Genomic DNA, 25,946 nt, shown 5'->3' on the forward strand with positions numbered 1-25,946 from the left:
GATAGTGCCGTTTCCCGATCGGGGGGAAGGCAATCCGCCCTATGTCCGCTCGCCATGAAGCCATCATGAAGCCTGCCCTGAAGCCCGCCATGAAGATTGCGTGACGGTCGTCGTTTGGTCTTGCGGTCAACCTCATCCGTCGATATTTCATGAAATATGGATAACAAGAACGCCACCGCCGCCTTCAAGGCCCTGGCCCAGCCGACCCGGCTGCTGGCCTTCAGGGCCGTGGTTCGGGCCGGTACGTCCGGCATCGCGCCCGGTTTTTTGGCGGAGCGGATGGGCGTACCCCACAACACGTTGTCGGGCCATCTCGATATCCTGCGCCGCGCCGGGTTGATCCGCCTCGCGGAGCAAGGCGGCGGGCGCCGTTACGCCGTCGACCCATCGGGGATGCGGGCGCTGGGCGACTATCTACTTGCCGATTGTTGCGGGGGGCGGCCGGATATCTGCGCGGCCGTTCTTCCGTCCCTTCATGGCGAGCGCAAGGGAGCCGAATGATGCAACGCGCCTTCAATGTCCTGTTCCTGTGCACCGGGAACAGTTGCCGGAGCGTTATGGCCGAGGTGATCATGAATCGCGATTTCGGGACGCGGTTCCATGCCTTCAGCGCGGGAAGCCGGCCACGCGGCGCGATCGACCCCGAAACGTTGGAATTTCTGCGCATGCGCCACTACGAAACCGATGCGCTACGCTCCAAGCCGTGGGATGAGTTCGCGGCGCCGGGCGCGCCGAAGCTCGATTTCGTCTTCACGGTTTGCGACAACGCGGCGGGGGAGGTCTGTCCCGTCTGGCCGGGGCAGCCGGTCTCCGCCCATTGGGGCGTGCCCGATCCGGTGGCGTTTCGGGGCACGGTGGCGGAGCGCGCGGCCTTCCTCGCCGATGTCTACCGCATGCTGGCGACCCGCATCGAGGCCTTCGCGGCCCTGCCGTTCGATAGTCTGGATCGCATGACGCTGAAGGCCCGGCTGGACGATATCGGCCGCCGGGAAAGCGAGACGCAATGAGGCCGGCGGAGCAACGCTGGGTCGAGGATGCGGTCGCGCATCTGGGCGCGCTCGCGCATGAGACGCGTCTCGCCGTCGTGCGTCTGCTGGTCGAGGCCCTGCCGGACGAAATGTCGGCCGGCGAGATCGCGGCACGCCTCGACGTGCGGGAGAATGCGTTGTCCCCACATCTGGACCGTCTTGTCCGCGCGGCGTTCCTGAGCCGCCGGCGGGAGGGGCGGTATCTCTATTATTCCGCCGATCTGACGGGGCTCGCCGCCGTGATGCGCTTCCTGCTGCGGGATTGCTGCGACGGCCGTCCGGAGCTTTGCGGGCCGAGCGCGGTGGCGGGTTGCCCGTCCCGGGCCGAGGAGGAGATGTCATGACCGATCGAACGGTGACGGAAAGCGACGCGCCGATGGGCCGTTTCGAACGCGGCCTCAGCCTTTGGGTGGCGCTGGCCATCGCGGCCGGGTTGGGGATGGGCACGGTATCGCCCGGCCTGTTCGAGACGCTGGCGGGGTGGGAGGTCGCGCGGGTCAATCTGGTCGTCGCGGTCCTGATCTGGGCGATGGTCTATCCGATGATGGTGTCGGTCGATTTCGCGAGCCTGCGCCATATCCGGGAGACGCCGAAGGGTCTCGTCGTCACCCTCGCCGTCAATTGGTTGGTGAAGCCCTTTACCATGGCGGGGCTGGCGGTCCTGTTCTTCGAGGGGCTGTTCGCCGACTGGATCGCGCCGGCCGATGCGAAGGAATATATCGCGGGCCTGATCCTGTTGGGCGCCGCGCCGTGCACCGCCATGGTCTTCATCTGGTCGCAACTGACGCGCGGGGACGCGACCTTCACGCTGGTTCAGGTATCGATCAACGATGTCGTCATGATCGTCGCCTTCGCGCCGATCGTGGCGCTGCTATTGGGCGTCACGGATCTCAGCGTGCCGTGGGAGACGCTGCTGATATCGGTCGCGCTCTATGTCGCGATCCCGCTCGCCGCCGGGATCGCCACGCGCCGGCGTCTGCTTGCCCGGTCGGGCGGGGACCCGGGCGCGGTCGACCGGTTCACCGCGCGGATGAAGCCATTCTCCATCTTGGGACTGCTGGCGACCGTGGTGCTGCTGTTCGGTTTCCAGGGGGAGGTGATCCTGGAACGGCCGGTGGTGATCGCCCTCATCGCGGTGCCGCTGCTGCTGCAATCCTACGGCATCTTCGCCATCGCCTATGGGGCGGCGCGGATCTGGCGGCTGCCCTTTCGGATCGCGGCGCCCTGCGCGTTGATCGGTACGTCGAACTTCTTCGAACTGGCGGTCGCGGTGGCGATCAGCCTGTTCGGTCTGCAATCGGGCGCGGCGCTGGCGACCGTCGTCGGCGTGCTGGTGGAGGTGCCGGTGATGCTTTCCCTCGTCGCCTTCGCCAACCGGACGCGGGGGTGGTTTCCCGAGGGGCGATAGCGTTCAGGCGCCGGATGCGGGATTTATGGATGTCGCGCCCAGATCCGCCGCGAACCGCTTCAGCGCCGCGACGACCGGGCTGTCGGGACGGGTTATCGCGGGATCGGTGCTGATAAGGGAGGCGGTGGCCTCCGGATAGCCCTGCCAATCGAGGATCGGCGCCGCGATCGCGGCAAGCCCCGGGAGGAATTGGCTATCGACCCAGGCATAGCCGTTTCCGCGCACCGCCGCCCTGATCGCCTCGGGTGTCTTTATACCGGTGACGCCGGCCGCCTGCTCGCGCGTCAGTTCCGACCGGCTGAGCGCATCCGGCAGATGGGCGAGGAAGACCTGTCCCGTCGCGGAGGTCAGGAGCGGCAGGCGCGTGCCGAGGCCGAGCGCGGTGGCGACCAGACGCTCCGAGCGCTCGATCCGCACGATCGTGGCGCCTTCCGGCCCCCAGACGGAGAGCAGTGCGCTGGTCCCCGTGGCGCGGGCAAGGTCGGGTAATGCATCGGCCGCGTCGTTGACGAGGCGCGAGCGGTTGAGCGCCGCCAGACCGATTTCCACCGCAAGCCGGCCGAGATCGTAGGCGCCGGAGCGACCCTGCTGCACCACCAGCCCCTTTTCCAGGAAACTCGCCAGATAGCGATGCAGCGTGCTGGCGGTCATGCCCGTCATCCGCGCCAGGTCGCCGAGCGTGACCGGCCCGCGCGCCCGCGCCATCGCGGTCAGCACATCGACCGCGGTGCCGGCGGATTGGATGCCCCGCCGGCCGGCGGGGGGCGGGGTGTCGTCGGGCGATGCCATGGCGTCAATCCGGTGGTTGCACGATATGAAACTATTTGCACAATATGGAATAACGAACAACGGCAACCGGGCCATAAAGGTCCGGGAGGAAACGTACGATGCGCATAAGAATTGTCGGCGGTGGGCCCGCCGGCCTCTATCTCGCCTATCTGTTGGCCGGCCAGGATGCGGGCCATGAAATCGATCTGTGGGAGCAGAATCCGAAGGGCGCCACCTTCGGATTCGGCGTGGTGTTCTCCGATCAGGCGCTCGGCTTCCTGAAGGATGACGACCCCGGCACGCACGATCTGATCGCCCCGGAGATGGAGCGCTGGCGCGATCTCAGGATCAATCACGCGGGCCGGACGGTGACCCTGGACGGCATCGGCTTCGCGGCGATCGGACGGCACCGGCTGCTCGACCTGCTGGCCGCGCGGCTGGAGACCACCGCCGTCCGCCCCCGGTGGGGGGAACGGATCGAGGGCGCGGCGCTTCTCGACGGCGCGGATATCGTCGTCGGCGCGGACGGGGTGAATTCCGTCGTCCGGCAGGCCGCCGATTTCGGCACGGACAACCGGCCGCTGGCCAACCGTTTCGCCTGGTTCGGGGTGGAAAAACCCTTCGATGCGCTGACCCAGACCTTCCGGCGCACGGAGAAGGGTTTCTTCAACGCCCATCACTATCGTTTCCAGCCGGACCGCAGCACCTTCATCGTGGAATGCGATCCGGCGACCCATGCGGCTTATGGGTTCGAGGGGATGGGAGAGGATGAATCGGCCCGGATCTGCGCCGAAATCTTCGCCGATGTGCTGGACGGCCGGCCGCTCCTGACCAACAAATCCAACTGGCGGCAATTCCCGCGTCTTTCGAACGACCGATGGTCGGTCGGAAACGCGGTGCTGATCGGCGATGCGCTGCGCACGGCGCATTTCTCCATCGGGTCCGGCACGCGGCTGGCCTTGGAGGATGCGATCGCGCTGGCGGATGCGATCGGGGAGGTAGGGCGCGACGCGCCGGCCGCCCTCGCGCTGTTCGAGGAACGCCGCCGTCCGATCGTGGAGAAGCTGGTCGCCGCGGCCAATGCGTCGGCGGCCTGGTACGAGGATTTCCCGGCGCACATGGCGCTCGATCCCCATGACCTTGCCTGGTCCTATATCTCGCGCAGCGGGCGGGTCGATCCCGACCGGCTGGCCAAGCTCTCGCCGGAATTCGTGGCCGCCTATCGCGCGGCGAAGGACGGGACGGTGGACAAGGAAGGGATGGCCAGGGGGGGCACGTCATGACCGACATCACCGACCGCGTGCCCCGGGATGCGGCGCCGTCGCGGGAGATCGGCTTCGCCTGTCCGGAACGCTATAACGCCTCCAGCGTCCTGTTCGACAATCTGGATCGCGGGCGGGGGGAGCGGACGGCCGTCCTCTGCCCCGCCGGCGATTTCACCTATGGGGCCTTGTGCGCGCTGGCCGGTCGGATCGGCAATGCGCTGATCGCCCAGGGGCTGGAACGCGGCGACCGCGTGCTCTGCTTCATGGAGGATCACGGCCCCCATCTGGCCGCCATCTTCGGCGCGATCCGGGCAGGTTTCGTGCCGATGCTGATCAATACCCAGTCGACCGACGAGTTGATCGACTTCTACCTAGAGGACAGTGGGGCCAGGGTCGTCGTCTGCGACAAGACCTTCCGGGAGAAGTTCGCGCGCGCGGCGGTGGAGCGGATCGTCACGATCGACCCGTTCGATATCGGGGCGGAGGGGGCGGAGAGCCTCGCCACCTTCATCGCGGACCAGCCGGAGACGCTCGATGCGGCCGACACGCACCGCGACGAAATGGCCTTCTGGATGTACAGCTCCGGTTCCACCGGGAAACCCAAGGGCGTCGTTCACCTGCATCACGACATGCCCTATACCGCCGAGGCCTATGCCAAGCCGGTGCTGGGGCTGACGGAAGGCGATATCTGCTTCTCCGTGCCGAAGATCTTCTTTGCCTACGGCTTCGGCAATTCCGCGACCTTTCCCTTCAGCGTCGGCGGCGCGACGGTACTGATGCCGGAGGCACCGAAGCCCCCGCGTATCTTCGAGATGGTGGAAACCTACCGTCCGACCCGCTTCTTCGGTCTGCCGACCCTCTATACCGCATTGGTCAAGCATGAGAGCGCGGTCAACGCCGACTTCTCCAGCGTCGAGACCTGTGTTTCCGCCGCCGAGATCCTGTCGGAGGAAATCTTCGACACCTGGCGCCGGCGTTTTGGGCACGACATCCTGGAAGGGCTGGGATCGACGGAGGTTCTGCATATTTATCTCTCCAACCGGATGGACCGGCGCAAGCTCGGCTCCGCCGGGATGCGGCTTCCGGGCTATGCGATCAAACTGACGACCAAGGAGGGCGCGCCCGTCGAACGCGGCGAGGAAGGCATCATGTGGGTGCTGGGCGACAGTAACGCGCCCTGCTACTGGAATCGCCCGGACAAGACGGCGGAGACCATGCGCGACGGCTGGATCTATACCGGCGATCGCTTCATCGAGGACGAGGACGGCTTCTTCTTCTTTCGCGGCCGGGCGGACGATCTGGTCAAGGTGTCCGGCCAGTGGGTCTATCCGTTGGAGGTGGAACTGACGCTCGCCAACCATCCGGCGGTGCATGAATGCGCCGTGCTGGCGGTCGAGATGGCGGATCGGCGCATGACGCTGCGTGCCCATGTCGTCCTGACGCCCGGCACCGAGCCGGGGGAGGCGACGACCAAGGCGCTGCAGGGGTTCGTGAAGGAAAAGCTGGTGCCCTATAAATATCCGCGCGACGTGGTCTACATGGATGAATTGCCCAAGACCGGCACCGGCAAGATAGACCGCGCGCGCCTGAAGGCGGCGCAGGGGGAGGTAACCCGATGAGCATGGATAACGCACCCAGGGAGACGCCCGAACGCCGGGCCTATTACGACCGGTTGGAGCCGCAGGACCTCTCGGCGCTGTGGACCAAGTTCTCGACCCTGGTCACGAAACAGCCCAAGAGCCGCGCGACGGCGCATCTCTGGCGCTACGCGGCGGTGCGCGACTTGCTGATGGAGGCGGGCGAGCTGATCACCGCGAAGGAGGCGGAGCGCCGCGTCCTGATCCTGGAGAATCCGGGCCTGCCCGGTGACGGCCGCGTGACCAGTTCGCTCTATGCCGGGCTGCAACTCGTCCTGCCGGGGGAGATCGCGCCGGCCCATCGTCACACCCAGACGGCGCTGCGTTTCGTCATGGAGGGCGAGGGGGCGCACACCGCCGTCGACGGCGAGAAGACGGTCATGAAGCCGGGGGATTTCGTGATCACCCCCAACTGGGCATGGCATGATCACGGCAATGACAGCGACCGGCCGATGATCTGGATGGACGGGCTCGACATCCCGTTGGTCAATTTCCTGGATGCCAGCTTCGCCGAAGGGTACGGCGCGGACGAATATCCGCGCGCCCGGCCCGCCGGCGACAATCTGGCGCGTTTCGGCCAGGGCATGTTGCCCATCGGCTGGGAGGCGGGGGACACCCGCAACAGCCCGGTCTTCAGCTATCCCTACGAGCGCAGCCGCGAGACGCTGGAGACCCTGCGCGGCACCGGCGAATGGGATGCCTGTCACGGCATCAAGATGCGCTACGTCAATCCGGCGAACGGGGATTGGGCCATGCCGACAATGGGCGCCTGCCTGCAACTGCTGCCCAGGGGGTTCGAGACCGCCGCCTATCGTTCGACCGACGCGACCGTCTTCACCGCGACGGAGGGCAGAGGGCGCAGCACCATCGGCGAGACGGTGCTGGAATGGGGCCCGCGCGATATCTTCGTCGCGCCGAGCTGGGCGCCCGTGCGCCACGAGGCGGACGAGGATGCGGTGCTGTTCAGTTTCTCCGACCGGCCGGTGCAGGAGAAACTCGGCCTCTGGCGCGAGGATCGCGGCAACGCCTGATCGACGATCCATAATTACGCAAAATTTGCAAAGGAACATCTTCATGGACTTCATCCTGCCCGCCCCGCCGCAGGCCAGCGTCGCCGTCGCCGGCGAGGCCGCGCGTTTCCCCGTGCGCCGTATCTTCTGCGTCGGGCGCAACTATGCCGCCCATGCGCGCGAGATGGGCAAGGATCCGGATCGCGAGCCGCCCTTCTTCTTCACCAAGCCGGCCGACGCGGTCGTCGATACCGGCGCGACCATCCCCTATCCGCCGGAGACGGAAAACCTGCATCACGAGATCGAACTGGTGGTCGCGATCGGCGCGGAAGGGCGCGCGGTGCCGAAGGAGAAGGCGCGCGATCTGATCTGGGGCTATGGTGTCGGGATCGACCTGACCCGCCGCGATCTTCAGACCCGCGCGAAGGAGATGGGACGCCCCTGGGATTGGGGGAAGGCCTTCGACAATTCCGCGCCCTGCGCGCCGCTCGTCCGGCGGGCGGAGGCAGGTGCCATCGATGATGCCCGCATCTGGCTTGCCGTCGATGGCGAGAGGCGCCAGGACGCCTCCGTCGAGGAACTGATCTGGGATATCCCGGAGATCGTCTCCATCGTCTCCCACACCATGGTGCTGCGGCCGGGCGACCTGATCTATACCGGCACGCCCGCGGGCGTCGGCGCGGTGACGCCCGGCCAGCGGATGACGGGCGGCGTCGGCGATCTGCCGGAAATCGATATCACCATCGGTCCGCGCGGCTGATGCGGCGGGGGAGAAAAATAGCCTACCCCACCGCCGGGTAGGTTCGCGCCGCCAGCGGCAGGGCGGCGGCGTCCGCCCGCAGCATGGCGATGAAGCCTTCCTCCGCCCGGTTGAGGCGCGTCTTCGGATTGGTCACGAGGAAGATATCGATCGCCGGGGGAGCGTCATGCGGCGGCAGGCGCCAGAGCAGACCGTCCCGCTCCTCCCGCGCGACGACATGGATCGGCAGGGGGCCGATCCCGACGCCCGCGATGATCAGGCGGCGCACCTCCTCCAGATGGGGGGAGGTGGCGCGGATCGTATCCTCCATGCCGATCTGCGCGCGCAGCAGCGCCACGGGACGCAGCGCGTCGTTCAACTGGTCCGTGCCGAAGGAGACCGACGGCTCCCCCCGCAGGTCCTCAAGCGTCAAATCCTCGCGTCCGAAGAAGCGATGGTCCGGGCCGCAGAAGAAGCCGAACCCCTCGCGATACAGATGGGTGTAGTCGAGGCGCGGATGGCGCTGGTGAACGAGGCAGATGCCGAAGCTCGCCCGTTTTTCCAGCACCCAGCCCTGCACCTCCGAACTGGTCGCCACGCTGAGGACGAAGCGCGCCAGCGGGTGCCGGTTGCTGAACCGGCCGAGCGCGCGGTCGAAGGGCGGATAGACCACATGGCTCGCCAAACCGATCGAGACCTCGCCGCGCACGGCGTCGTCGATGTCGCGCACGGCCGTGGCGATGCGCGCGATGGAGCCCTGGATTTCGATCGCCTCGCGGAACAGCGTCTCGCCCGCGTCGGTCACGCGAAATCGGCCGGGACCCCGGTCGATCAAGCGCTTGCCCAGCCGGTCCTCCAGCCGCTTGAGCGCGTTGCTGACCGTCGGTTGCTTCAACAGCAACCGGTTGGCCGCGGCCGTGATTCCCCCCTCCTGCACGATCGCGATGAAGGTGCGCAGCAGGTTCCAATCCAGTTGCCGGGCGAGCCGGTTGCCCTCCTCGGGCGCGTGCTGTTCCATCGGGTCATTCTTTCAAACTATGATCACGATTTCCATTATCTATTTGCTAAATGCAAGGGGCTCCCCGACCCTGATCATTACAGGATAAAGACGGGCCCCATTGAAGGGTCCCGATGACGATCAGGGGGACGAGGGGCGATGGCCTCGCTCGATCCGCAAGAAAAGCCGCTCCGGCCGTGGGCGCTGCTCTCGCCGGCATTGACCGCGATTCTGTTGCTGCTGGTGATCCCGGTTTGCTTCATCGCGGTCTATTCCTTCTGGCTGCGCACGGCGACGGGCGCGGATATCGCGGGCTTTCATCTCGACAATTGGGCCGAGGTGCTGGGCGATGCCTTCTACCGCGATATTCTGGGCTTCACGATCTGGATCGCTTTCGCGACGACGGTGATCTGCGCGCTGGTCGGCTATATCCCCGCCTATTTCATCGCCATGACGCAGTTCCGGCATAAGGCCTATCTGCTGCTGCTGCTGATGCTGCCTTTCTGGATCAGCTACATCATTCGCACGATGTCCTGGATCAACATCCTGGGCACCAGCGGGGTGGTGAATGTGGGGCTGCAATGGCTCGGCCTGACGGACGAGCCGATCCAGATGCTCTATAATCAATGGACGGTGATCATCGGGCTCGTGCATTTCCTGCTGCCCTTCATGATCCTCAATGTCTATGTCAGCCTCTATGCGATCGACCGCAATCTGATCGACGCGGCGCGATCGCTCGGCAGTACCCCATGGCAGGCTTTCACGGAGGTGACGTTGCCGTTGTCGCTGCCGGGGTTGGCGGCGGGGTCGCTGCTCTGCTTCGTGCTGGCGGCGGGGACCTATATCACGCCGCTCGTCCTTGGCGGGCCGACCGACGCGATGTTCGCCAATCTGGTGTTCGACGCGATCATCACGCAGCTCAACTGGCCCTTGGGCTCGGCCCTGTCGCTCGTGCTTCTCGCGCTGCTGGGCGTGCTGGTGGCGGTCTATAACCGCTTCGCCGGCATGGGCCAGATCGCCAAGAGCTTCGGTTAGGGGGAGGGCGACGCGATGCCGAGCGGGTGGAGCCTGATTCGTCTGGGGACGATCCTCGTCTATCTCTTCATGTTCGCGCCGGTCGCGGTCGTGGTGCTGCTGTCCTTCAACTCCAGCCAGTTCGGCTCCTTCCCAATGGAGGGGGTGAGCTTCCGCTGGTTCGTCGAGCTTTGGAACAACGACGCGATCGTGCGGGCCTTCCAGACCTCGCTGGTGCTGGGGGCGTTGACCTCGGTCATCTCGACCACGCTGGGGGTGCTCGGGTCGCTCGCCATGGTGCGTTACAGCTTCCCCGGCAAGAACCTGATCGCGACCGCGTTGATCGCGCCGATCCTGGTGCCGGAGGTGGTGCTGGCCGTCGCGCTGCTGCTGTTCCTCGGCGCGCTCGGTCAACCGAAGAGTTTCGTTCTGCTGCTGGCGGGGCATGTGATCTTCACCCTGCCCTTCGTCGTGCTGGTGGTGCAGGCGCGTCTCGTCGGCGTGCGGCGGGAATACGAGGAGGCGGCGATGAGCCTCGGCGCCGGCCCCGTCCAGACCTTCTTCCAGGTGACGTTGCCGTTGATCCTGCCGGCGGTTCTGGCGGGCGGGCTTTTCGCCTTCACCATTTCCTTCGACGACATCACGGGCACGCTGTTCTGGAAGCCGGGCGGCGTGGAGACGGTGCCGACGCAGATCTTCGCGATGCTGCGCAACTCCATCTCGCCGGAGATCAACGCGCTCGGCACCGTGATGATCGTGATGACCGTCGCCCTGCCGCTGCTGGGCGCGGCGGCGGCCCGGCGCCTGTCCCGTGGGCGGGGCGGGGGCTAGGGCGAAAGATCGCGCTTCGCGGGGCCATGGCCGCTGGCCCCCCGGCGTGGAAACCGAAGGACGAGGTACAAGGCGGCCCCGACGAGAAAAAGACGAGAGCGAAACACCCAACTGGGACTTTGAACGCATCCTTATCAGAGGAGAACAGGGAAATGGACGATACGAAACGGTATGAACGCCTGCTGGAACGCTATCGCAACGGCGATCTCAGCCGGCGGACCTTCCTCGGCTTGATCGGCGCCGCCGGCACGGTCGCGGGCGTCACCGGCGGGCCCTTCGCGGCGCTGCGCCGTCACGCCCAGGCGGCGACGCCGGAACAGGTCCGCTTCGACGGCTGGGGCGGCGTCGTCTCCGAGGCGTTCCGGGAATATGCCTTCGAGCCCTATACCAAGAAGACCGGGATCGATGTGGTCGACGGCACCTTCGGCGGTGCCGACGAGTATCTAGCCCGCGTGAAGGCGAGCCAGCCGGGCGAGTTCAATATCGCCCACCTGTCCGGCGTCTTCGACTATGTGCGCTATCACAATCTGGAGCTCTCGACCGAGCTCAACGAGGACAATATCCCGAACCTCAAGAACGTGATCACCGCGCTGACGGATGTGTTCCGTAACGTGACGGACGGCACGCTCTCGGCCGTGCCCTATGATTACGGCACGACCAGCCTCGCCTATAACCGCAAGTACATCTCCGACGAGGAGATCAAGGAGAAGGGCGCGAAGATCCTCATCGATCCCGCCTATGAGGGCAAGATCGGCGGCTGGGGCGAGTGGAAGACCCGCATCTGGTACGGCGCGCTGCAGACCGATCAGGACCCGAACGGAATCGAGGACATGGATGCCGTCTGGGACGCGATCCGTACGCACCGAGATCTAGCCCTCAAGTATTGGGGATCGGGCGCGGAGCTGATGAGCCTGCTCGCCGAGGAGGAAATCTACGTCACCGAGGGCTGGTCCGGCCGCATCAAGGCGCTGCAGGACGAAGGGCACGATCTCGGCTATTACGACCCGCCGGGCGGTCTCGGCTGGCAGGAGTGCCTGTTCGTGCTCAAGGGCAGCCCGATGGCGGCCTGCGAGGAACTGCTCAACTTCATGCTGGAGCCGGAGGTCGCGATCGCGGTCGCCGAGGGCCAGAACTATCCGCCGGCCCTCGACCCGACCAAGGTCGAGCTGTCGGAGAAGGTCAAGAAACTGCCGGCCTTCGATCCCACCGGCACGCTTTCCGGCCTGAACTTCTTCGATCCGCCCTATTGGAACAGCAACGAGGCGGAGTGGTCGAAGACCTTCGGGCGCGTGCAGAAGGGCTACTGATCGGCGTTTGCCGACCGGCCGGTGTTCGTTCCCCGGGATGGCCGCATGGGCATCCCGGGGGCGACCCGCCCCGGATAGCCGAGCCCGGATAACCGAGCCCGTTCAATCGAGAAGGATACGGCCCCGTGACAGAAGCGACGACGCATGCGGTGACGTTGCAGAAGGTGGTGAAGCGCTATGGCGACTTCACGGCCGTGCACCAAACCGACCTCGGGATCGAGGACGGCTCGTTCCTGACGCTTCTCGGCCCGTCGGGCTGCGGCAAGACGACGACGCTGCGCATGATCGCGGGCCTTACCTCGATCACCGAGGGGGATATCCTGATCAAGGGGACGCGGGTCAACGACCTGCCGATCCACAAGCGCAATCTGGGCATCGTCTTCCAGAATTACGCCCTGTTCCCGCACAAGACCGTGCAGGAGAATGTCGCCTTCGGATTGAAGTACCGGAAGGTTTCCGCCGACGAGGCCAGGCGCCGGGTCGGGGAGGCGCTGGAACTGGTGCAGCTTCCGCAGACGGCGGACCGTTTTCCTTCCCAGCTTTCCGGCGGGCAGCAGCAGCGCATCGCGCTCGCCCGCGCCATCGTGATCCAACCCGACGTGCTGTTGCTGGACGAGCCGCTGTCGGCTCTCGACGCCAATCTGCGCGAGGACATGCGGGTCGAGTTGAAGCGCATCCAGCACAGCCTGGGGATCACCACCGTCTTCGTCACCCACGATCAGTCGGAGGCGCTTGCCATGTCCGACCGGATCGTCGTGATGAGCGCCGGCCATGTCGAGCAGGTGGGCTCGCCCGAGGAGGTCTATAACCGCCCGTCGAGCGAGTTCGTCGCGCGTTTTCTTGGCGCCTCCAATATCCTGGAGGCGCGCATCGTCTCCGCCGATCGCACCGGCGCCAAGGTCGAGACCCAGGGGCTCGGCACGTTCCAGGCCGCCATCGACCAGGACGAGACCCGGCGCTTCGCCGAGGGGCAGAAGGTCAAGCTCTCGATCCGGGCGGAAAAGCTGGCTCTTACCGCCACCGGAAAAGGGGCGGCGGAAGTCGCCTCCGGCGATGCGCCGGATATCGCGCGCTTCGATGGGCGCGTGACGACCGTGGACTATCAGGGGCAGGTTGCCCGATATTTCCTGGAAGCGGGTGGCCATCAGCTTCAGGCGATCAACACGATCGATGAGCATCCGCTGAGCGAGGGCGAGGCCGTCTCCGTCGGCGTGCGCGCCCGCGACGTGGTCGTGTTGCCCCAGTAACTGCGTTTCTCATGCTCCGCGCGCCATGCGGATCGCATGGCGTCCGGACCAACCGCAAGGTCGCATCCCCGATGTCCGCCCCGATCGATCGTCCGCGTTCGCATCTCTTCTATCAGACCCGGCAGCGCCGCCCGCTCCTCGACCGGGGGGAGGGGGTCTATCTTTACGCGGAGGACGGGCGCCGGTTCCTCGACGCCTCCAGCGGGCCGATGGTGGCCAATATCGGCTATTCCAACCCGAACGTCCTGGACGCGATGCGCCGTCAGATGGACAAGGCCACCTTCGGCTACCGCCTGCATTTCGAGAACGAGCCGGCCGAACGCCTCGCCGCCATGACGGCCCGGCGGATGCCGGAAGGGTTGGATCGCATCTTCTTCGTTTCCGGCGGGTCGGAGGCGGTGGAAAGCTGTCTCAAGCTGGCGCGGCAATGGGCGGTCGCGACCGGCCGGGACTCACGCTGGAAGGTGATTTCGCGCTTCCCGTCCTATCACGGCTCGACTCTCGGCGCGCTGGCGGTGACCGGCATGGATGTCATGTCCCGGCCGTTCGAGCCGATGATGCGCCAGATGCCGAAGATCGACGCGCCGACCTGCTATCTCGACCGGGACGATCTGGACGACGAGGCGCGCGGTCTGCGCTATGCTGAGCAGCTGCGCGACAAGATCCTGGAGGAAGGGCCGGAGAGCGTGCTGGCCTTCATCGTCGAGCCGATCGGCGGTGCCTCCACCGGCGCGCTGGTCCCGCCGGAGAGCTATCTGCCGCGCATTCGGGAGATTTGCGACGAGTTCGGCATCCTCCTGATCCTGGACGAGGTCATGACCGGCGCCGGGCGCACGGGCAGGTTCCTGGGCGGCGATCACTGGCCCGCGGCACGCCCCGATATCGTCGCCATGTCGAAGGGGTTCGCGGCCGGCTACGCGCCGCTCGGCGCCATGGCCGCGCATCGCGATCTGGTGGAGCCGGTGCTGGACCATGGCGGCTTCATCCACGGGTACACCTATGCCGGCAATCCGCTGGCCTGCGCGGCGGGCGCGGCGGTGATCGAGGAGTTGGAGCGCCTCGACCTGATCGCGGCGGCCGAACGCCAGGGCGCGAAATTGAAGGCCGAGTTGGAAGGGCTGATGGATCGTTATCCCTTCATCATCGACGTGCGGGGGCGCGGCCTGTTACTGGCCTTCGAACTCGGCCGCGATCGGGAGAGCATGGCACCCCTGCCGGTCGCGATGAACGGTTTCACCGACCTGGTAGAGGACGCCTATGCCCGCGAGCTCATCATCTATTCCCGGCGCACGCGCGGCGGCCTCAAGGGCGAGCATTTCATGATCTGCCCGCCCTTGATCGTCGAGGACGCGCATATCGGCGAGATCGTCGAGAAGCTGACAGGCGCGCTCGACGCCTTCGCCGCGCGCCACAAGCTGCCCGTCGCCGACTGAACCGAGGAGAGTAGCGTCGATCATGGCGAAGTCGGTCATCATCACCTGCGCCGTCACCGGGTCGGTCCATGTGCCGAGCATGAGCCCGCACCTGCCCGTCACGCCGGAGGAGATCGCGACCCACGCGATCGAGGCGGCGGAAGCCGGCGCGGCGATCCTGCATCTCCATGCGCGCGACCCGGAGGATGGCCGCCCCTCCCCGGACCCCGAGGTCTTCGGCCGGTTCCTGCCGCGCATCAAGCAGGCGAGCGACGCGGTCGTGAACATCACGACCGGCGGCGGCTCCACCATGACGGTGGAGGAACGGATGGCGGCCGCGCTCGCCCATTCGCCGGAGATGTGCTCGCTCAACATGGGCACGATGAATTTCGGCCTGTTCCCCGCCATCGATCGGATCGCGCATTTCAAGCACGATTGGGAGAAACCGTTCCTGGAGGCGACGCGCGATTTCGTCTTCAAGAACACCTTCGGCGACATCGAAACCGCGCTCGCGCGGCTGGGCGGCGATCACGGGGTGCGGTTCGAGTTCGAATGCTATGACGTGGGACATCTCTATACCCTCAAGCATTTCGTCGATCGCGGTCTGATCCGGCCCCCCTTCTTCGTCCAGTTCGTGCTTGGCGTGCTCGGCGGGATCGGTCCGGACCGGGAGAACCTGGTCTTCATGAAAACGACCGCCGACAAGCTGTTCGGCGCGGATTACGAGTTCTCGGTGCTTGGCGCGGGACGCCATCAGATGCCGCTCGCCGCGATCGCGCTTTCTCTCGGCGGCAATGTGCGGGTGGGGCTGGAGGACAGCCTGACCATCGGACCCGGCCAACTGGCCGAGCGTAACGCCGATCAGGTGCGCCAGGTCCGCAAGATCGCCGAGGGCCTGTCCCTCGATATCGCGAAGCCGGCCGAGGCCCGCGCGCGTCTCGCGCTGAAGGGCGGCGACCGGGTCGGCTTCTGAGACGCCTTTCGGGTTCGGAGTTGCATGAGCATGAAGGTCTATTTCGCCGACGAGCAGTTGCGCCACGAGCCGAGGACGTTCCTCGTCTCCGGCGCCCAGAAACCGAGCCCCGAGCAGTCGGAGCGCGCGCGGCGCCTGCTGGCCGGCGCGGAGCAGGCCGGTCTCGCCCCGGAGCGGCCGGCCGATCACGGTCTCGGCCCCATCGCGCGGGTTCATACGCCGGAATATATCGATTTCCTCTCCCGCATCTACGAGCGGTGGCAGCGTATCGAGGGCGCCTCGGAGGAGGTCATTCCGAACATCCATCCCGACCGGCGGGACGGCAGCTATCCGTCTTCCGCCGTCGGGCAGGCGGGTTATCATCAGGCCGATACGGCCTGCCCGATCGGCCCGCATAGCTGGGACTCGATCTATTGGAGCGCGCAGAGCGCGGCCGAGGCCGCCGTCGCCGTGCGCGACGGCATGGCGGGCTGGACCTACGCGCTGTGCCGTCCGCCCGGCCATCATGCCTTCAAGGATCTGGCGGGTGGTTTCTGTTTCGTGAATAATTGCGGCGTGGCCGCCGGCGTGTTGCGGGAAGCGTGCGAGCGGGTCGCGATCCTCGATGTCGATCTCCATGCCGGCAACGGCACGCAAGGCTGCTTCTATGATCGCGCCGACGTGCTGACCGTCTCGATCCATGCCGATCCGGTGCGCTATTACCCCTTCTTCTGGGGGTTCGCGGACGAACGGGGGGAGGGGCCCGGCCTCGGCTACAATCTCAACCTGCCGATCCCGCGGGGCACGGGCGACGAGGATTACATGCCCGCGCTGGAGGACGCGATTCGGCGGATAGAGGCCTTCGCGCCCGACGCGCTCGTGGTCGCGCTCGGCCTCGATGCCTATGTCGGCGATCCCTTCGCGGGCCTCGCCATCACGACGGACGGCTTCGGGCGCATCGCCGAGCGGATCGGCCGAATGCGCTTGCCCACCGTCCTGGTGCAGGAGGGGGGCTATCTCTCGGACGATCTCGGCCCCAATCTGACGCGTTTCCTGACTGGATTCGGGAACGGTCACGGGGCATGACTGTTCCATTCGCAGTAACAAGGAAGGAAACGATCCGATGACCGTGACCCGCCATCATGTCGGCCAGCGCATGAGCCAGATCGTGGTGCATAACGACACCGTCTATCTCGCCGGGCAGGTGGGGGAGGCGGGCGCCTCCGTCACCAAGCAGACCGAGGATATCCTGGCGCGCATCGACACGCTGTTGGCGGAGGTCGGCTCCAACAAGGCGAAGATCCTGCAGGCGGTCATATGGCTCGACGACATGGCGCATTTCGCCGAGATGAACGCCGTCTGGGATGCCTGGGTGCCGGAGGGCGCGGCGCCCGCGCGCGCCTGCGGGGAAGCCAGGCTGGCGACGCCGGAATATCAGGTGGAGATCATCATCACGGCGGCGGTCTGACGGGGCGGCGCCGTCCCGTTCCGGGGGCGGCGTTGACTTGGGCGACGGTTGCTGTACGTTTTGTCGCACATAGCCCGTGCCGCGCCGTGGGAGAGCGCGTCTCCGGCCGGATGGATATCCGGCCGGGCCGCCGCCGAAGGAGCAACCGCCCCGGAATCTCTCAGGCAAAGGGACCGCGTCGCGCGAAGGGCATTCTGGAAAGCGGGGGTCGCCCGCGCGCTCGGCATCGACGGTGCCGGCATGTAAGCGACCTCCCACCGACGGGGTAAGCCCCGCCGGCCCGATGCGTTCTCCATGCATCGGCGGTGGCGACGGGTCACACTCTCAGGTTCTCGGGACAGAAGGGGCGTCCGAACCGGCGGGATAACCGCTGGCGGGGAGGAAGCCGCGCGTGGAGCAAGGCCCGATCGGCCCGGTTCCGCGCATCTGTCTTGGGACGCGTGAGAGGAGCATGGTCCGCCCATGGCCGAATCTTCATCCGACACCACCGGCATGTCCGCCGACGGCGATCTTTCGCGGACGCCGCTACATGCGTTGCATCTGGAATTGGGGGCGAAGATGGTCCCCTTCGCCGGCTATGATATGCCGGTGCAATATCCGATGGGCGTGCTGAAGGAACATCAGCATTGCCGTGCGGCGGCGGGGCTGTTCGACGTCTCGCACATGGGGCAGGCATGGCTGGTGGCGGAGGCGGGCGAGGACCCGGCCGCGCCGCTGGAGATGCTGGTGCCGGCGGAGATCCAGGCGCTGAAGCCCGGCCGTCAGCGCTATACCCAGTTCACGAACGGGGCGGGCGGCATCCTCGACGATCTGATGGTGACGCGCCCGGTCGGTGAACTCGGCGCGGATCGTCTCTATCTCGTCGTCAACGCGGCCTGCAAGGAGGCCGATTTCGCCTATATGTCGGAGAAGCTGGCCGGGCGCGCGCGTCTCGAACGGCTGGACGATCGCGCGCTGATCGCGGTCCAGGGGCCGGAAGCGGCGGCCGCCGTCGCGCATGTCTTCGACGACCGGGATCTGACCACCGCCCCCTTCATGAGCCAGAGCCTGGGCCGCTTCGCGGGGGAGGTCTGCTGGCTTTCCCGGTCGGGCTATACCGGGGAGGACGGGTTCGAGATATCCATGCCCACCGCCATCGCCGAGGAATTGACCCGCGCCCTGCTGGCGGTGGAGGCGGTGGCGCCGATCGGTCTCGGCGCGCGCGATTCCCTGCGGCTGGAGGCGGGGCTGTGCCTCTATGGCCACGATATCGATACCGGCACGACGCCGGTGGAGGCGGGGCTCGTCTGGTCGATCGGTAAGCGCCGTCGCGGGGAGGGCGGTTTCCCCGGCGCGGAAACCATCCAGGCGCAGATCGCCGACGGCGCGCCGCGCCGCCGCGTCGGCATCCGGCCCGACGGGCGCGCGCCCGCGCGCGAGGGGGTCGAGATTTCGAGCGAATCGGGCGAAGGGATCGGTACGATCACCAGCGGCGGCTTCGGGCCCAGCTTCGGCGGGCCGGTCGCCATGGGCTATGTCCGGGCCGATCACGCGGAACCGGGCACGGCGGTGCGACTGACCGTCCGCGGCAAGGCGCAGCCGGCGACGGTGGTGGCCCTGCCCTTCGTGCCGGCGAATTTCTATCGGGGTTAAGGGTGCAAAGAGCGGGGGAGCGGCCGTATCGGGCGGCCGGTCCGACGAGGAACTGCAGGAATCCAGGGGAGAGCAACGAGATGAGCAAGACCTACTACAGCGAGGATCATGAGTGGATCGAGGTCGAGGGCGATATCGGCACGATCGGCGTGACCAATTTCGCGCAAGAACAGTTGGGCGATGTCGTCTTCGTCGAACTGCCGGAGGTCGGGGACAGCCTGGACCAGGGCGGGGAAGCCGGCGTGGTCGAATCCGTCAAGGCGGCCAGCGAGGTCTATGCCCCCGTCAGCGGCGAGGTGACGGAGGTCAATGACGATCTCGCGGACAATCCCGGCATGGTCAATGACGAGCCCGAGGACGGCGCCTGGTTCTTCAAGCTGAAGCTGTCCGATCCGGCGGAACTCGACGATCTGATGGATGCGGCCGCCTATAAGAAGTTCTGCAAGGATCAGGCCTGAGGCCTGAAGTCCGGCCGATTTAATCCCGCCGAGGAGAGACGAAACGATGAGTGTCGATTGGCAGCATGGCGAACGTTTGACCCTGGAAGCCCTGGAGGTGCGCGACGATTTCGTCCGCCGACATATCGGGCCAAGCCAACCGGATATCGACGCCATGCTGGCGAGCCTCGACGGCGTCGGCGATCTGGAGGAACTGGTCGAGCGCACGGTGCCGAAATCAATCCAGCAGAAGACGCCGCTCAACGTGCCGGAATCGATCAGCGAGCGCCGGACGCAATCCGCGCTGCGCGCCATGGCCCAACGCAACAAGGTCTTCCGCTCGATGATTGGCGCCGGGTATCACGGCACGATCACGCCGCCGGTCATCCTGCGCAATGTCATGGAGAATCCGGGCTGGTACACGGCCTATACGCCCTATCAGGCGGAGGTCAGCCAGGGCCGGTTGGAGGCGCTGCTCAACTTCCAGCAGATGATCGTCGATCTGACGGGGATGGAACTCGCCAACGCCTCGTTGCTCGATGAGGGAACGGCGGCGGCCGAGGGCATGGCCATGGCGAAGCGGACGCTGCGCAAGAACAAGTCGTCGCGGTTCTTCGTCGATGCCGATATCCATCCCCAGACGCTCGCCGTGATCGAGACGCGGGCGCGTTATCTCGGCATCGAGATCGTGCTGGGCGACGCCGAAGCCGATCTCGCCGACCAGCCGGACCTGTTCGGCCTGCTGATCCAGAATCCGGGGTCTTCCGGGCGGTTGCGCGATGTCTCGGCGGAGATCGAGACGGTGCACGGCATGGGCGGTCTCGCCATCGTGGCGACCGATCCGATGGCCCTCGTCCTCACCAAGTCGCCCGGCGAGATGGGCGCGGATATCGTCGTCGGGTCGGCCCAGCGATTCGGCGTGCCGATGGGCTATGGCGGGCCGCACGCGGCCTTCTTCGCGACGCGCGAGGCGTATAAGCGCTCCACCCCCGGCCGGATCATCGGCGTTTCCGTCGATGCGGAGGGGCGGCAGGCCCTGCGCATGGCCCTCCAGACGCGCGAGCAGCATATCCGCCGGGACAAGGCGACCAGCAATATCTGCACCGCCCAGGTTCTGTTGGCGGTGATCGCGGGCTTCTATGCCGTCTATCACGGGCCGGAGGGGCTGCAGCGCATCTCGGGCCGCATCCACCGCAAGGCGGAGATCGTGGCGGAGGGGCTGCGGCGCCTCGGCTTCGGGGTGGTCCATGATTGCTTCTACGACACGGTGAAGCTCGCCGTGCCCGGCCAGGCGTCGAAGCTCGCGGCCAAGGCGCGCGCCGCCGGCATCAATCTGCGGGTTCACGATCCGGATCATCTCGGCATCACGGTGGACGAGACGACGAAGCGCCAGGATCTGAAGGATCTGTTCGAGGTCTTCTCATCGGTTTCCGACGAACGCCCCTCGATCGAGACGCTCGACCGGGAGGTCGGCGGCACCATCCCCGGCACGCTCGTCCGCCGGGGCGATATCCTGACGCATGACGTCTTCCATCTCTATCACTCCGAGACGGAGATGATGCGCTATCTGCGCTGGTTGCAGGCGAAGGACGTGGCGCTCGACCGGGCGATGATCCCGCTCGGCTCCTGCACCATGAAGCTCAACGCCGCGACGGAGATGATCCCCGTCACCTGGCGCGAGTTCGCGCATATCCATCCCTTCGCGCCGCTCGACCAGGCGCAGGGCTATCAGCAGCTTTTCGAGGAGCTGGAGGCCTGGCTCGCCGACATCACCGGCTATGATTCGATCAGCTTCATGCCCAATGCCGGCAGCCAGGGCGAATATACCGGCCTGCTCGTGATCCGGCAGTATCTCGCCGCCAAGGGGGAGGGGCATCGCGACATCTGCCTCATCCCGTCCTCGGCGCACGGCACCAACCCGGCCAGCGCGGTGATGGCCGGCCTGGAGGTCGTGGTGGTCGAATGCGACGACGACGGCAATGTCGATGTGGAGGATCTGAAGGCCAAGGCCGGGGACCATGGCGACCGCCTGGCCGCGATCATGATCACCTATCCCTCCACCCACGGCGTGTTCGAGGAGCGGGTGGCCGAGATCTGCGAGATCGTCCACGACCATGGCGGACAGGTCTATGTCGACGGCGCCAATCTGAACGCCATGGTCGGGATCTGCCGGCCGGGCGATTTCGGCGCGGATGTCAGCCACCTCAACCTGCACAAGACCTTCTGCATCCCGCATGGCGGCGGCGGTCCGGGCATGGGGCCGATCGGGGTGAAGCGTCACCTCGCCGCCTTCCTGCCGAACCATCCGCTGGTGCCGGGCGTCAATCCGGCCGCGCATGACGGCGAGCCGGTGGGCCCCGTCTCCGCCGCGCCCTACGGCTCCGCCTCGATCCTGCCGATCAGCTGGGCCTATATCCGCATGATGGGGCCCTCGGGCCTGCGCCGCGCGACCCAGGTGGCGATCCTCAACGCCAACTATATCGCGCGGCGCCTCTCCGATCATTTCGAGGTGCTCTATACCGGGCGCAACGGCATGGTCGCCCATGAATGCATCCTGGACTGCCGCCCGTTCGAGGAAAGCGCGGGCGTCACGGTGGAGGATATCGCGAAGCGCCTCGTCGATTACGGCTTCCACGCCCCGACCATGTCCTTCCCCGTGGCCGGTACCCTGATGATCGAACCGACGGAGAGCGAGGCGAAGCGTGAGCTGGACCGCTTCTGCGACACCATGATCGCGATCCGCGAGGAAATCCGCGCCATCGAGGCGGGCGAGGCCGATCGGGAGAACAATCTGCTCAAGAACGCGCCGCACACCCACCACCTGCTGATGGCGGAGGCGTGGGACCGCCCTTATTCCAAGGAGGCGGCCTTCTTCCCGCTCAAGGCCCTGCGCGCGGACAAGTTCTGGCCGCCCGTCGCCCGCGTCGACAATGTCGCCGGCGACCGACATCTGGTCTGCACCTGCCCGCCGATCGACGAATACCGCGCGGCGGCGGAGTAAGCGGGCCTTCCCTCCAGAAGGCGGCAGGCGGACGGGGTCAGGCGCGGCCGCGCAGTCGGGGCAGGCGCCGGGGGCGTGGCGCGCGTGCCGCCGTGGCGGCGGGCGTCTGTCCGCCGTCGGTGGTTCCGGCCGCCTGGGCGAGCTTGCGTTCGCGATAGAGCATGAAGAGACCGGAGCCGATAATGATCGCGGCCCCGATCCAGGTGCGGGCGTCCGGCACCTCGGACCAGAGGATATAGCCGATCAGCGCGCTCCATAGCAGGGCGCCGTATTCCAGCGGCGCCACCTGGGCCACGTCCGCATGGCGGAAGGCGAGCGTCATGGCATATTGCGCCACCGCCCCCAGCAGCCCGACGCAAACCATCAGCGCCAGATCGGCGCCGACGGGTGCCTGCCACCCCTCCACCAGCGTCCAGGCGAGGCCGAAGAGCGAGCCGGTCAGGGTGAAATAGAAGGTGATGCTGGAGGCCGGCTCGCTGGCCGAGAGCTTGCGGATCAGGATCATGGCGAAGGCCATCAGCACCGCCGCCGCCAGCGCCGCCCAGGCGCCGGCCGAGAAGACGCCGCCGCCCGGATCGACGATCACCAAAACGCCGATGAAGCCGAGGCCGACGGCGGTCCAACGGCGCGGGCCCACCCGCTCCTTCAGCAGCGGCACGGAAAGCGCGGTCATGAAGATCGGCGCGGCGAACATGATCGCGATGGCATCGGCCAACCGCATCTGGCTGAAGGCCCAGAAGGCCGCCGCCATGGCCGAGAGGCCGACGAGGCTGCGCAGGAAATGCACGCCCGGCCGGCGTGTGCGGAGGGTATGGAGGCCGCCCGCCCGCAACACGAAGACGAACACGACCGGCAGGGCGACCGCGCAGCGGAACAGCACGATATGCGAGGTCGGATAGCTGTCGCCCAGCCACTTCACCGTCGCGTCCATGATGGCGAAGAGGAAGACGCTCGCCATCATCAACGCGACCCCGGTCGCGGCGTCGCGGTCCTCTGGGGCGTGAAGGCTGGAGCCGGAGGGGGGCATGAAAGGGCTCCGGGAACGGGTTTCCGATTATCCGCTGATAGCGCGTATGGCCCGCGGCCGCCAGGGCCAGCGGCCCTGCTTGATATCCGCCAGCGGCCCTGCTTGATATCCGCCAGCGGCCCTGCTTGATATCCGCCAGCGGCCCGGGTTGGCCCCCGCCAGCGGCCCGGCTTTGGGGTTCGCGCGCCCTATCCTTGTCGCATGAAGGCCGCGAACATCTCCGCGACCGGGGCCTTGTTGATGTCGCGGGTGATGAAGACGAGGCGGGAGCGCTTCTCCTCCTCCGCCGGCCAGGCCGGCAGCATCGCGGGCGGGTGGAAGACGTGCTGCACACCATGGACGGCGACGGGCCCCTCCACCTCCGCCACGTCGAGGATACCCTTGATCCGCAGCAGATTGGCGCCGTGTCCGGCGATCAGCGCCTCGACCCATTCGACGAAGCTGTCCCAGCGGATCGTCTCGTCCCACTCGATCACGAAGCTGCGGATGCGGTCGTCGTGGCGGTTCGGGTCATGGGCGTGGTCATGTCCGTGCCCATGCCCATGCTCGTGCTCATGCCCCCCGGCATAGGCTTCCTCCGCCAGCCAGCGGGCGACATCCGGGCTCTTGCTGGTCGGGTCGTAGAGGCCGGCATCGAAAAGCGTGGCCGGATCGGCCACCCCGTTCGCGACGTGCAGGATCGGGGCGGCGGGGTTGAGGGCGCGCAGCCGCGCCTCCAGGTCTTGCGTCGCGGGTTCCAGATCGGTCTTGGTCAGCAGGATACGGTCGGCGACGGCGGCCTGCTTCACGGCCTCCGGCTGGGCGTCGAGGGTCGCGGCCCCCGCCACCGCGTCCACCGTCGCGACCACGCCGTCGAGGCGATAGCGCGCGCTGATTACCGGATCGGTCATCAGCGTGTGCAGGATCGGCGCCGGATCGGCGAGGCCCGTGGTTTCGATCACCAGCCGTTCGAAGGCCGGAATCTCCCCCTTCCAGCGGCGGCGGATGAGGGTTCGCAGCGTCTCGATCAGATCGCCCCGGATGGTGCAGCACAGACAGCCCGAATCCATGACAACCATATCCTCGGACGCGGTCTCGACCAGCCGGTGGTCGATGCCGACGGTGCCGAACTCATTGATGACCACCGCCGTCTCTCCCATCGCCGGGTGGCGGAGAAGATGGTTCAGCACAGTCGTCTTGCCGCTGCCGAGGAAGCCGGTCAGGACGCTGACGGGTAGCCGTTCCAGGCCGGGGTCGGTGGTTTCGTCTGTCATGATCGGGATTGCCTTGTTCGCGCTTGGCCGGGCCGCCTAAACTTCCGCCCTTGGAAGATGCGAGAAAACACCAGCACGAGGCCTGCCGCAATGAGCCAGGAACGTTCGAGCGACCCGATCCACTGGACCGCCTGTCAGGCGGTGGACGCATTGGCGGACGGCGAGATATCGCCGCATGAGCTGATCGCGGCCGCCTTCGCGCGGATCGAGGCGGTGGACGATGCCGTCAACGCCCTGCCCACCCGGTGCCGGGACCGCGCGGAGGCGGCCGCGGAGGAAGCGGCCGCGCATGGGCCCCTCCATGGTCTGCCGGTCGCGGTCAAGGACCTGAACGAGGTGGCGGGCGTGCGCTGCACCTTCGGCAGCCCGATCTATCGGGATTACGTGCCCGAGACCTCCGACATCATGGTGGAGGTGCTGGAGGGGCGCGGTGCCCTTACCATCGCCAAATCCAACACGCCGGAATTCGGCGCCGGCGCCAATACGTTCAACGAGGTGCTGGGCGTCACCCGCAATCCCTGGAACACGGATCTGACCTGCGGCGGCAGTTCCGGCGGCTCCGCCGTGGCGCTGGCGACGGGGCAGTGCTGGCTCGCCACCGGCTCCGATCTGGGGGGCAGCCTGCGCACGCCGGCGGGTTATTGCCAAATTGTGGGAATGCGGCCGTCGCCGGGTACGGTGCCCCGGTCGGATACGGCCTTGCCCTTTGGGACGTTGGCGGTCGAAGGGCCTATGGCGCGCAATGTGGAGGATGTGGGCCTGATGCTCGACGCCATGGCGGGCCAGCATCCGGGGGACCCGATCAGCCGTCCGCCCAATGTTCCGTCCTTCCGCGATGCCGCGCATAATGGGCGCGCGCCCCGGCGGGTCGGGTTTTCGGAGGATCTGGGCATCCTGCCGGTCGATCCCCGCATCCGCGCGGCGACGGCGGCGGGGGTGCGTTACTTCGAGGATCTCGGCGCCACAGTGGAAGAAGCGGCCCCGGATTTCACCGGCGCGGCCGAGACCTTCCAGACCCTTCGCGCGGCCGGTTATGTCGCCGGGCACCGACGCCATCTGGCGGAACATCGCGACTTGCTGAAGCCGGATGTCATCTGGAATATCGAGAAGGGCATGGCGCTCACCGCCGACGACATCGCGGCGGCGGAGATCGAGCGGGCGGCGCTTTATCGCCGGTTCCTTGCCTTCTTCGAGACCTACGACCTCTTCTGTTGTCCGGTCTCCATCGTACCGCCCTTCCCGGTCGAGCAACGCTATGTCGCGGAATGCGACGGCCATCGTTTCGACAATTACGTCGATTGGCTGGCCATGTGCTCCGCCATCACGCTGACCGGGTTGCCGGCGATCTCGGTCCCCTGTGGCCGGACGGAGGAAGGGCTGCCCGTCGGCCTGCAACTGGTCGGCCCACCGCATGGGGAGGCCCTGTTGCTCGGCATGGCGAAGCGGTTCGAGGAGGCGACCGGCCTCGCCGCCACGGTGCCGATCGACCCGCGCCCGCCCGTGGCCTAGGCGG

At 66.8% G+C, this 25,946-nt stretch carries 24 protein-coding genes and 1 riboswitch; of the genes, 20 read left to right on the forward strand and 4 right to left on the reverse strand.

Annotated features, from left to right (window positions below):
* Window positions 1–156: 156 nt before the first annotated feature.
* Genes KAJ83_RS14750 through arsB form a run of 4 tightly spaced genes read left to right on the forward strand, consistent with a single transcriptional unit; the run spans window position 157 to window position 2,436 of the window.
* On the forward strand, window positions 157–501 hold the full coding sequence (locus tag KAJ83_RS14750; protein ID WP_210682869.1) for an ArsR/SmtB family transcription factor: 345 nt from the start codon (window positions 157–159) through the stop codon (window positions 499–501).
* Complete coding sequence (locus tag KAJ83_RS14755; protein ID WP_210682870.1) at window positions 498–1,007, forward strand: arsenate reductase ArsC; 510 nt, start codon at window positions 498–500, stop codon at window positions 1,005–1,007. Before KAJ83_RS14750 ends, KAJ83_RS14755 begins: the two co-directional genes overlap by 4 nt.
* Window positions 1,004–1,372: an ArsR/SmtB family transcription factor gene (locus tag KAJ83_RS14760; protein ID WP_210682871.1), complete on the forward strand. Its 369-nt coding sequence runs from the start codon at window positions 1,004–1,006 to the stop codon at window positions 1,370–1,372. The genes KAJ83_RS14755 and KAJ83_RS14760 overlap by 4 nt, the downstream gene beginning before the upstream one ends.
* Window positions 1,369–2,436: an ACR3 family arsenite efflux transporter gene (gene arsB, locus KAJ83_RS14765; RefSeq protein WP_246484658.1), complete on the forward strand. Its 1,068-nt coding sequence runs from the start codon at window positions 1,369–1,371 to the stop codon at window positions 2,434–2,436. Before KAJ83_RS14760 ends, arsB begins: the two co-directional genes overlap by 4 nt.
* Before the next feature lie 3 nt (window positions 2,437–2,439).
* On the opposite strand, the gene KAJ83_RS14770 is transcribed toward arsB, so the two are convergent.
* Complete coding sequence (locus tag KAJ83_RS14770) at window positions 2,440–3,225, reverse strand: IclR family transcriptional regulator (RefSeq protein ID WP_210682872.1); 786 nt, start codon at window positions 3,223–3,225, stop codon at window positions 2,440–2,442.
* Between the two features lie 98 nt (window positions 3,226–3,323).
* On the opposite strand from KAJ83_RS14770, the gene KAJ83_RS14775 reads away from it, so the two are divergent.
* From KAJ83_RS14775 to KAJ83_RS14790, 4 genes are read left to right on the forward strand one after another with little or no spacing between them, the layout of a single operon-like run.
* Window positions 3,324–4,487, forward strand: coding sequence for an FAD-dependent monooxygenase (locus KAJ83_RS14775; RefSeq protein ID WP_210682873.1), 1,164 nt, complete (start codon window positions 3,324–3,326; stop codon window positions 4,485–4,487).
* Complete coding sequence (locus tag KAJ83_RS14780; protein ID WP_210682874.1) at window positions 4,484–6,088, forward strand: benzoate-CoA ligase family protein; 1,605 nt, start codon at window positions 4,484–4,486, stop codon at window positions 6,086–6,088. Before KAJ83_RS14775 ends, KAJ83_RS14780 begins: the two co-directional genes overlap by 4 nt.
* A complete protein-coding gene (gtdA, locus tag KAJ83_RS14785; protein WP_210682875.1) occupies window positions 6,085–7,137 on the forward strand; it encodes a gentisate 1,2-dioxygenase in 1,053 nt (350 codons plus the stop codon). Before KAJ83_RS14780 ends, gtdA begins: the two co-directional genes overlap by 4 nt.
* Window positions 7,138–7,180: 43 nt before the next feature.
* Window positions 7,181–7,876, forward strand: coding sequence for a fumarylacetoacetate hydrolase family protein (locus tag KAJ83_RS14790; RefSeq protein ID WP_210682876.1), 696 nt, complete (start codon window positions 7,181–7,183; stop codon window positions 7,874–7,876).
* A gap of 22 nt (window positions 7,877–7,898) precedes the next feature.
* Here KAJ83_RS14790 and KAJ83_RS14795 read toward each other — a convergent pair whose 3' ends face one another.
* Window positions 7,899–8,873: a LysR family transcriptional regulator gene (locus KAJ83_RS14795; protein WP_210682877.1), complete on the reverse strand. Its 975-nt coding sequence runs from the start codon at window positions 8,871–8,873 to the stop codon at window positions 7,899–7,901.
* 138 nt (window positions 8,874–9,011) lie between these two features.
* Here KAJ83_RS14795 and KAJ83_RS14800 point away from each other — a divergent pair, with 138 nt between their 5' ends.
* From KAJ83_RS14800 to gcvP, 11 genes are all read left to right on the forward strand, one after another.
* A complete protein-coding gene (locus KAJ83_RS14800; RefSeq protein ID WP_210682878.1) occupies window positions 9,012–9,887 on the forward strand; it encodes an ABC transporter permease in 876 nt (291 codons plus the stop codon).
* Between the two features lie 15 nt (window positions 9,888–9,902).
* Window positions 9,903–10,697 carry an ABC transporter permease gene (locus KAJ83_RS14805; RefSeq protein ID WP_210682879.1) on the forward strand — a complete coding sequence of 265 codons (795 nt, stop codon included), beginning with the start codon at window positions 9,903–9,905 and terminating at the stop codon, window positions 10,695–10,697.
* 152 nt (window positions 10,698–10,849) lie between these two features.
* Complete coding sequence (locus KAJ83_RS14810; RefSeq protein WP_210682880.1) at window positions 10,850–12,004, forward strand: ABC transporter substrate-binding protein; 1,155 nt, start codon at window positions 10,850–10,852, stop codon at window positions 12,002–12,004.
* 125 nt (window positions 12,005–12,129) lie between these two features.
* Entirely contained in the window at window positions 12,130–13,251 is a 1,122-nt protein-coding gene (locus KAJ83_RS14815) for an ABC transporter ATP-binding protein (RefSeq protein ID WP_210682881.1), read from the forward strand.
* A gap of 71 nt (window positions 13,252–13,322) precedes the next feature.
* Window positions 13,323–14,684 (forward strand): aminotransferase family protein, encoded by a 1,362-nt coding sequence (locus tag KAJ83_RS14820; protein ID WP_210682882.1) that lies wholly within the window; start codon window positions 13,323–13,325, stop codon window positions 14,682–14,684.
* Between the two features lie 22 nt (window positions 14,685–14,706).
* Entirely contained in the window at window positions 14,707–15,636 is a 930-nt protein-coding gene (kce, locus tag KAJ83_RS14825; protein WP_210682883.1) for a 3,5-dioxohexanoate:acetyl-CoA acetone transferase, read from the forward strand.
* Window positions 15,637–15,660: 24 nt separating this feature from the next.
* The gene (locus KAJ83_RS14830; RefSeq protein ID WP_210682884.1) at window positions 15,661–16,701 is read left to right on the forward strand and encodes a histone deacetylase family protein; all 1,041 of its coding nucleotides are present in this window, start codon (window positions 15,661–15,663) and stop codon (window positions 16,699–16,701) included.
* A gap of 37 nt (window positions 16,702–16,738) precedes the next feature.
* Complete coding sequence (locus KAJ83_RS14835; RefSeq protein WP_210682885.1) at window positions 16,739–17,083, forward strand: RidA family protein; 345 nt, start codon at window positions 16,739–16,741, stop codon at window positions 17,081–17,083.
* Between the two features lie 77 nt (window positions 17,084–17,160).
* Window positions 17,161–17,269, forward strand: a riboswitch (glycine riboswitch).
* A gap of 276 nt (window positions 17,270–17,545) precedes the next feature.
* On the forward strand, window positions 17,546–18,715 hold the full coding sequence (gcvT, locus tag KAJ83_RS14840) for a glycine cleavage system aminomethyltransferase GcvT (RefSeq protein WP_210682886.1): 1,170 nt from the start codon (window positions 17,546–17,548) through the stop codon (window positions 18,713–18,715).
* Between the two features lie 80 nt (window positions 18,716–18,795).
* Window positions 18,796–19,173 carry a glycine cleavage system protein GcvH gene (gene gcvH, locus KAJ83_RS14845; RefSeq protein WP_210682887.1) on the forward strand — a complete coding sequence of 126 codons (378 nt, stop codon included), beginning with the start codon at window positions 18,796–18,798 and terminating at the stop codon, window positions 19,171–19,173.
* 46 nt (window positions 19,174–19,219) lie between these two features.
* Complete coding sequence (gcvP, locus tag KAJ83_RS14850) at window positions 19,220–22,153, forward strand: aminomethyl-transferring glycine dehydrogenase (protein ID WP_210682888.1); 2,934 nt, start codon at window positions 19,220–19,222, stop codon at window positions 22,151–22,153.
* A 37-nt stretch (window positions 22,154–22,190) separates the two neighbouring features.
* Here the strand turns inward: gcvP and KAJ83_RS14855 are convergent, their stop codons facing one another.
* Complete coding sequence (locus KAJ83_RS14855) at window positions 22,191–23,180, reverse strand: DMT family transporter (RefSeq protein WP_210682889.1); 990 nt, start codon at window positions 23,178–23,180, stop codon at window positions 22,191–22,193.
* Window positions 23,181–23,368: 188 nt separating this feature from the next.
* Window positions 23,369–24,433: a CobW family GTP-binding protein gene (locus KAJ83_RS14860; RefSeq protein WP_210682890.1), complete on the reverse strand. Its 1,065-nt coding sequence runs from the start codon at window positions 24,431–24,433 to the stop codon at window positions 23,369–23,371.
* 90 nt (window positions 24,434–24,523) lie between these two features.
* Here KAJ83_RS14860 and KAJ83_RS14865 point away from each other — a divergent pair, with 90 nt between their 5' ends.
* On the forward strand, window positions 24,524–25,942 hold the full coding sequence (locus KAJ83_RS14865) for an amidase (protein WP_210682891.1): 1,419 nt from the start codon (window positions 24,524–24,526) through the stop codon (window positions 25,940–25,942).
* Window positions 25,943–25,946: the final 4 nt, after the last annotated feature.

Origin of the sequence: Marivibrio halodurans (assembly GCF_017963645.1) — a bacterium.
GTDB lineage: Bacteria > Pseudomonadota > Alphaproteobacteria > UBA8366 > Aestuariispiraceae > Marivibrio > Marivibrio halodurans.

Excerpts from the sequence above, each read along its gene's own strand:
- KAJ83_RS14750 (WP_210682869.1), top strand. The coding sequence starts at position 157 with ATGGATAACAAGAACGCCACCGCCGCCTTCAAGGCCCTGGCCCAGCCG.
- KAJ83_RS14755 (WP_210682870.1), top strand. The coding sequence starts at position 498 with ATGATGCAACGCGCCTTCAATGTCCTGTTCCTGTGCACCGGGAACAGT.
- KAJ83_RS14760 (WP_210682871.1), top strand. The coding sequence starts at position 1,004 with ATGAGGCCGGCGGAGCAACGCTGGGTCGAGGATGCGGTCGCGCATCTG.
- arsB (WP_246484658.1), top strand. The coding sequence starts at position 1,369 with ATGACCGATCGAACGGTGACGGAAAGCGACGCGCCGATGGGCCGTTTC.
- KAJ83_RS14770 (WP_210682872.1), bottom strand. The coding sequence starts at position 3,225 with ATGGCATCGCCCGACGACACCCCGCCCCCCGCCGGCCGGCGGGGCATC.
- KAJ83_RS14775 (WP_210682873.1), top strand. The coding sequence starts at position 3,324 with ATGCGCATAAGAATTGTCGGCGGTGGGCCCGCCGGCCTCTATCTCGCC.
- KAJ83_RS14780 (WP_210682874.1), top strand. The coding sequence starts at position 4,484 with ATGACCGACATCACCGACCGCGTGCCCCGGGATGCGGCGCCGTCGCGG.
- gtdA (WP_210682875.1), top strand. The coding sequence starts at position 6,085 with ATGAGCATGGATAACGCACCCAGGGAGACGCCCGAACGCCGGGCCTAT.
- KAJ83_RS14790 (WP_210682876.1), top strand. The coding sequence starts at position 7,181 with ATGGACTTCATCCTGCCCGCCCCGCCGCAGGCCAGCGTCGCCGTCGCC.
- KAJ83_RS14795 (WP_210682877.1), bottom strand. The coding sequence starts at position 8,873 with ATGGAACAGCACGCGCCCGAGGAGGGCAACCGGCTCGCCCGGCAACTG.
- KAJ83_RS14800 (WP_210682878.1), top strand. The coding sequence starts at position 9,012 with ATGGCCTCGCTCGATCCGCAAGAAAAGCCGCTCCGGCCGTGGGCGCTG.
- KAJ83_RS14805 (WP_210682879.1), top strand. The coding sequence starts at position 9,903 with ATGCCGAGCGGGTGGAGCCTGATTCGTCTGGGGACGATCCTCGTCTAT.
- KAJ83_RS14810 (WP_210682880.1), top strand. The coding sequence starts at position 10,850 with ATGGACGATACGAAACGGTATGAACGCCTGCTGGAACGCTATCGCAAC.
- KAJ83_RS14820 (WP_210682882.1), top strand. The coding sequence starts at position 13,323 with ATGTCCGCCCCGATCGATCGTCCGCGTTCGCATCTCTTCTATCAGACC.
- kce (WP_210682883.1), top strand. The coding sequence starts at position 14,707 with ATGGCGAAGTCGGTCATCATCACCTGCGCCGTCACCGGGTCGGTCCAT.
- KAJ83_RS14830 (WP_210682884.1), top strand. The coding sequence starts at position 15,661 with ATGAGCATGAAGGTCTATTTCGCCGACGAGCAGTTGCGCCACGAGCCG.
- KAJ83_RS14835 (WP_210682885.1), top strand. The coding sequence starts at position 16,739 with ATGACCGTGACCCGCCATCATGTCGGCCAGCGCATGAGCCAGATCGTG.
- gcvT (WP_210682886.1), top strand. The coding sequence starts at position 17,546 with ATGGCCGAATCTTCATCCGACACCACCGGCATGTCCGCCGACGGCGAT.
- gcvH (WP_210682887.1), top strand. The coding sequence starts at position 18,796 with ATGAGCAAGACCTACTACAGCGAGGATCATGAGTGGATCGAGGTCGAG.
- gcvP (WP_210682888.1), top strand. The coding sequence starts at position 19,220 with ATGAGTGTCGATTGGCAGCATGGCGAACGTTTGACCCTGGAAGCCCTG.
- KAJ83_RS14855 (WP_210682889.1), bottom strand. The coding sequence starts at position 23,180 with ATGCCCCCCTCCGGCTCCAGCCTTCACGCCCCAGAGGACCGCGACGCC.
- KAJ83_RS14860 (WP_210682890.1), bottom strand. The coding sequence starts at position 24,433 with ATGACAGACGAAACCACCGACCCCGGCCTGGAACGGCTACCCGTCAGC.
- KAJ83_RS14865 (WP_210682891.1), top strand. The coding sequence starts at position 24,524 with ATGAGCCAGGAACGTTCGAGCGACCCGATCCACTGGACCGCCTGTCAG.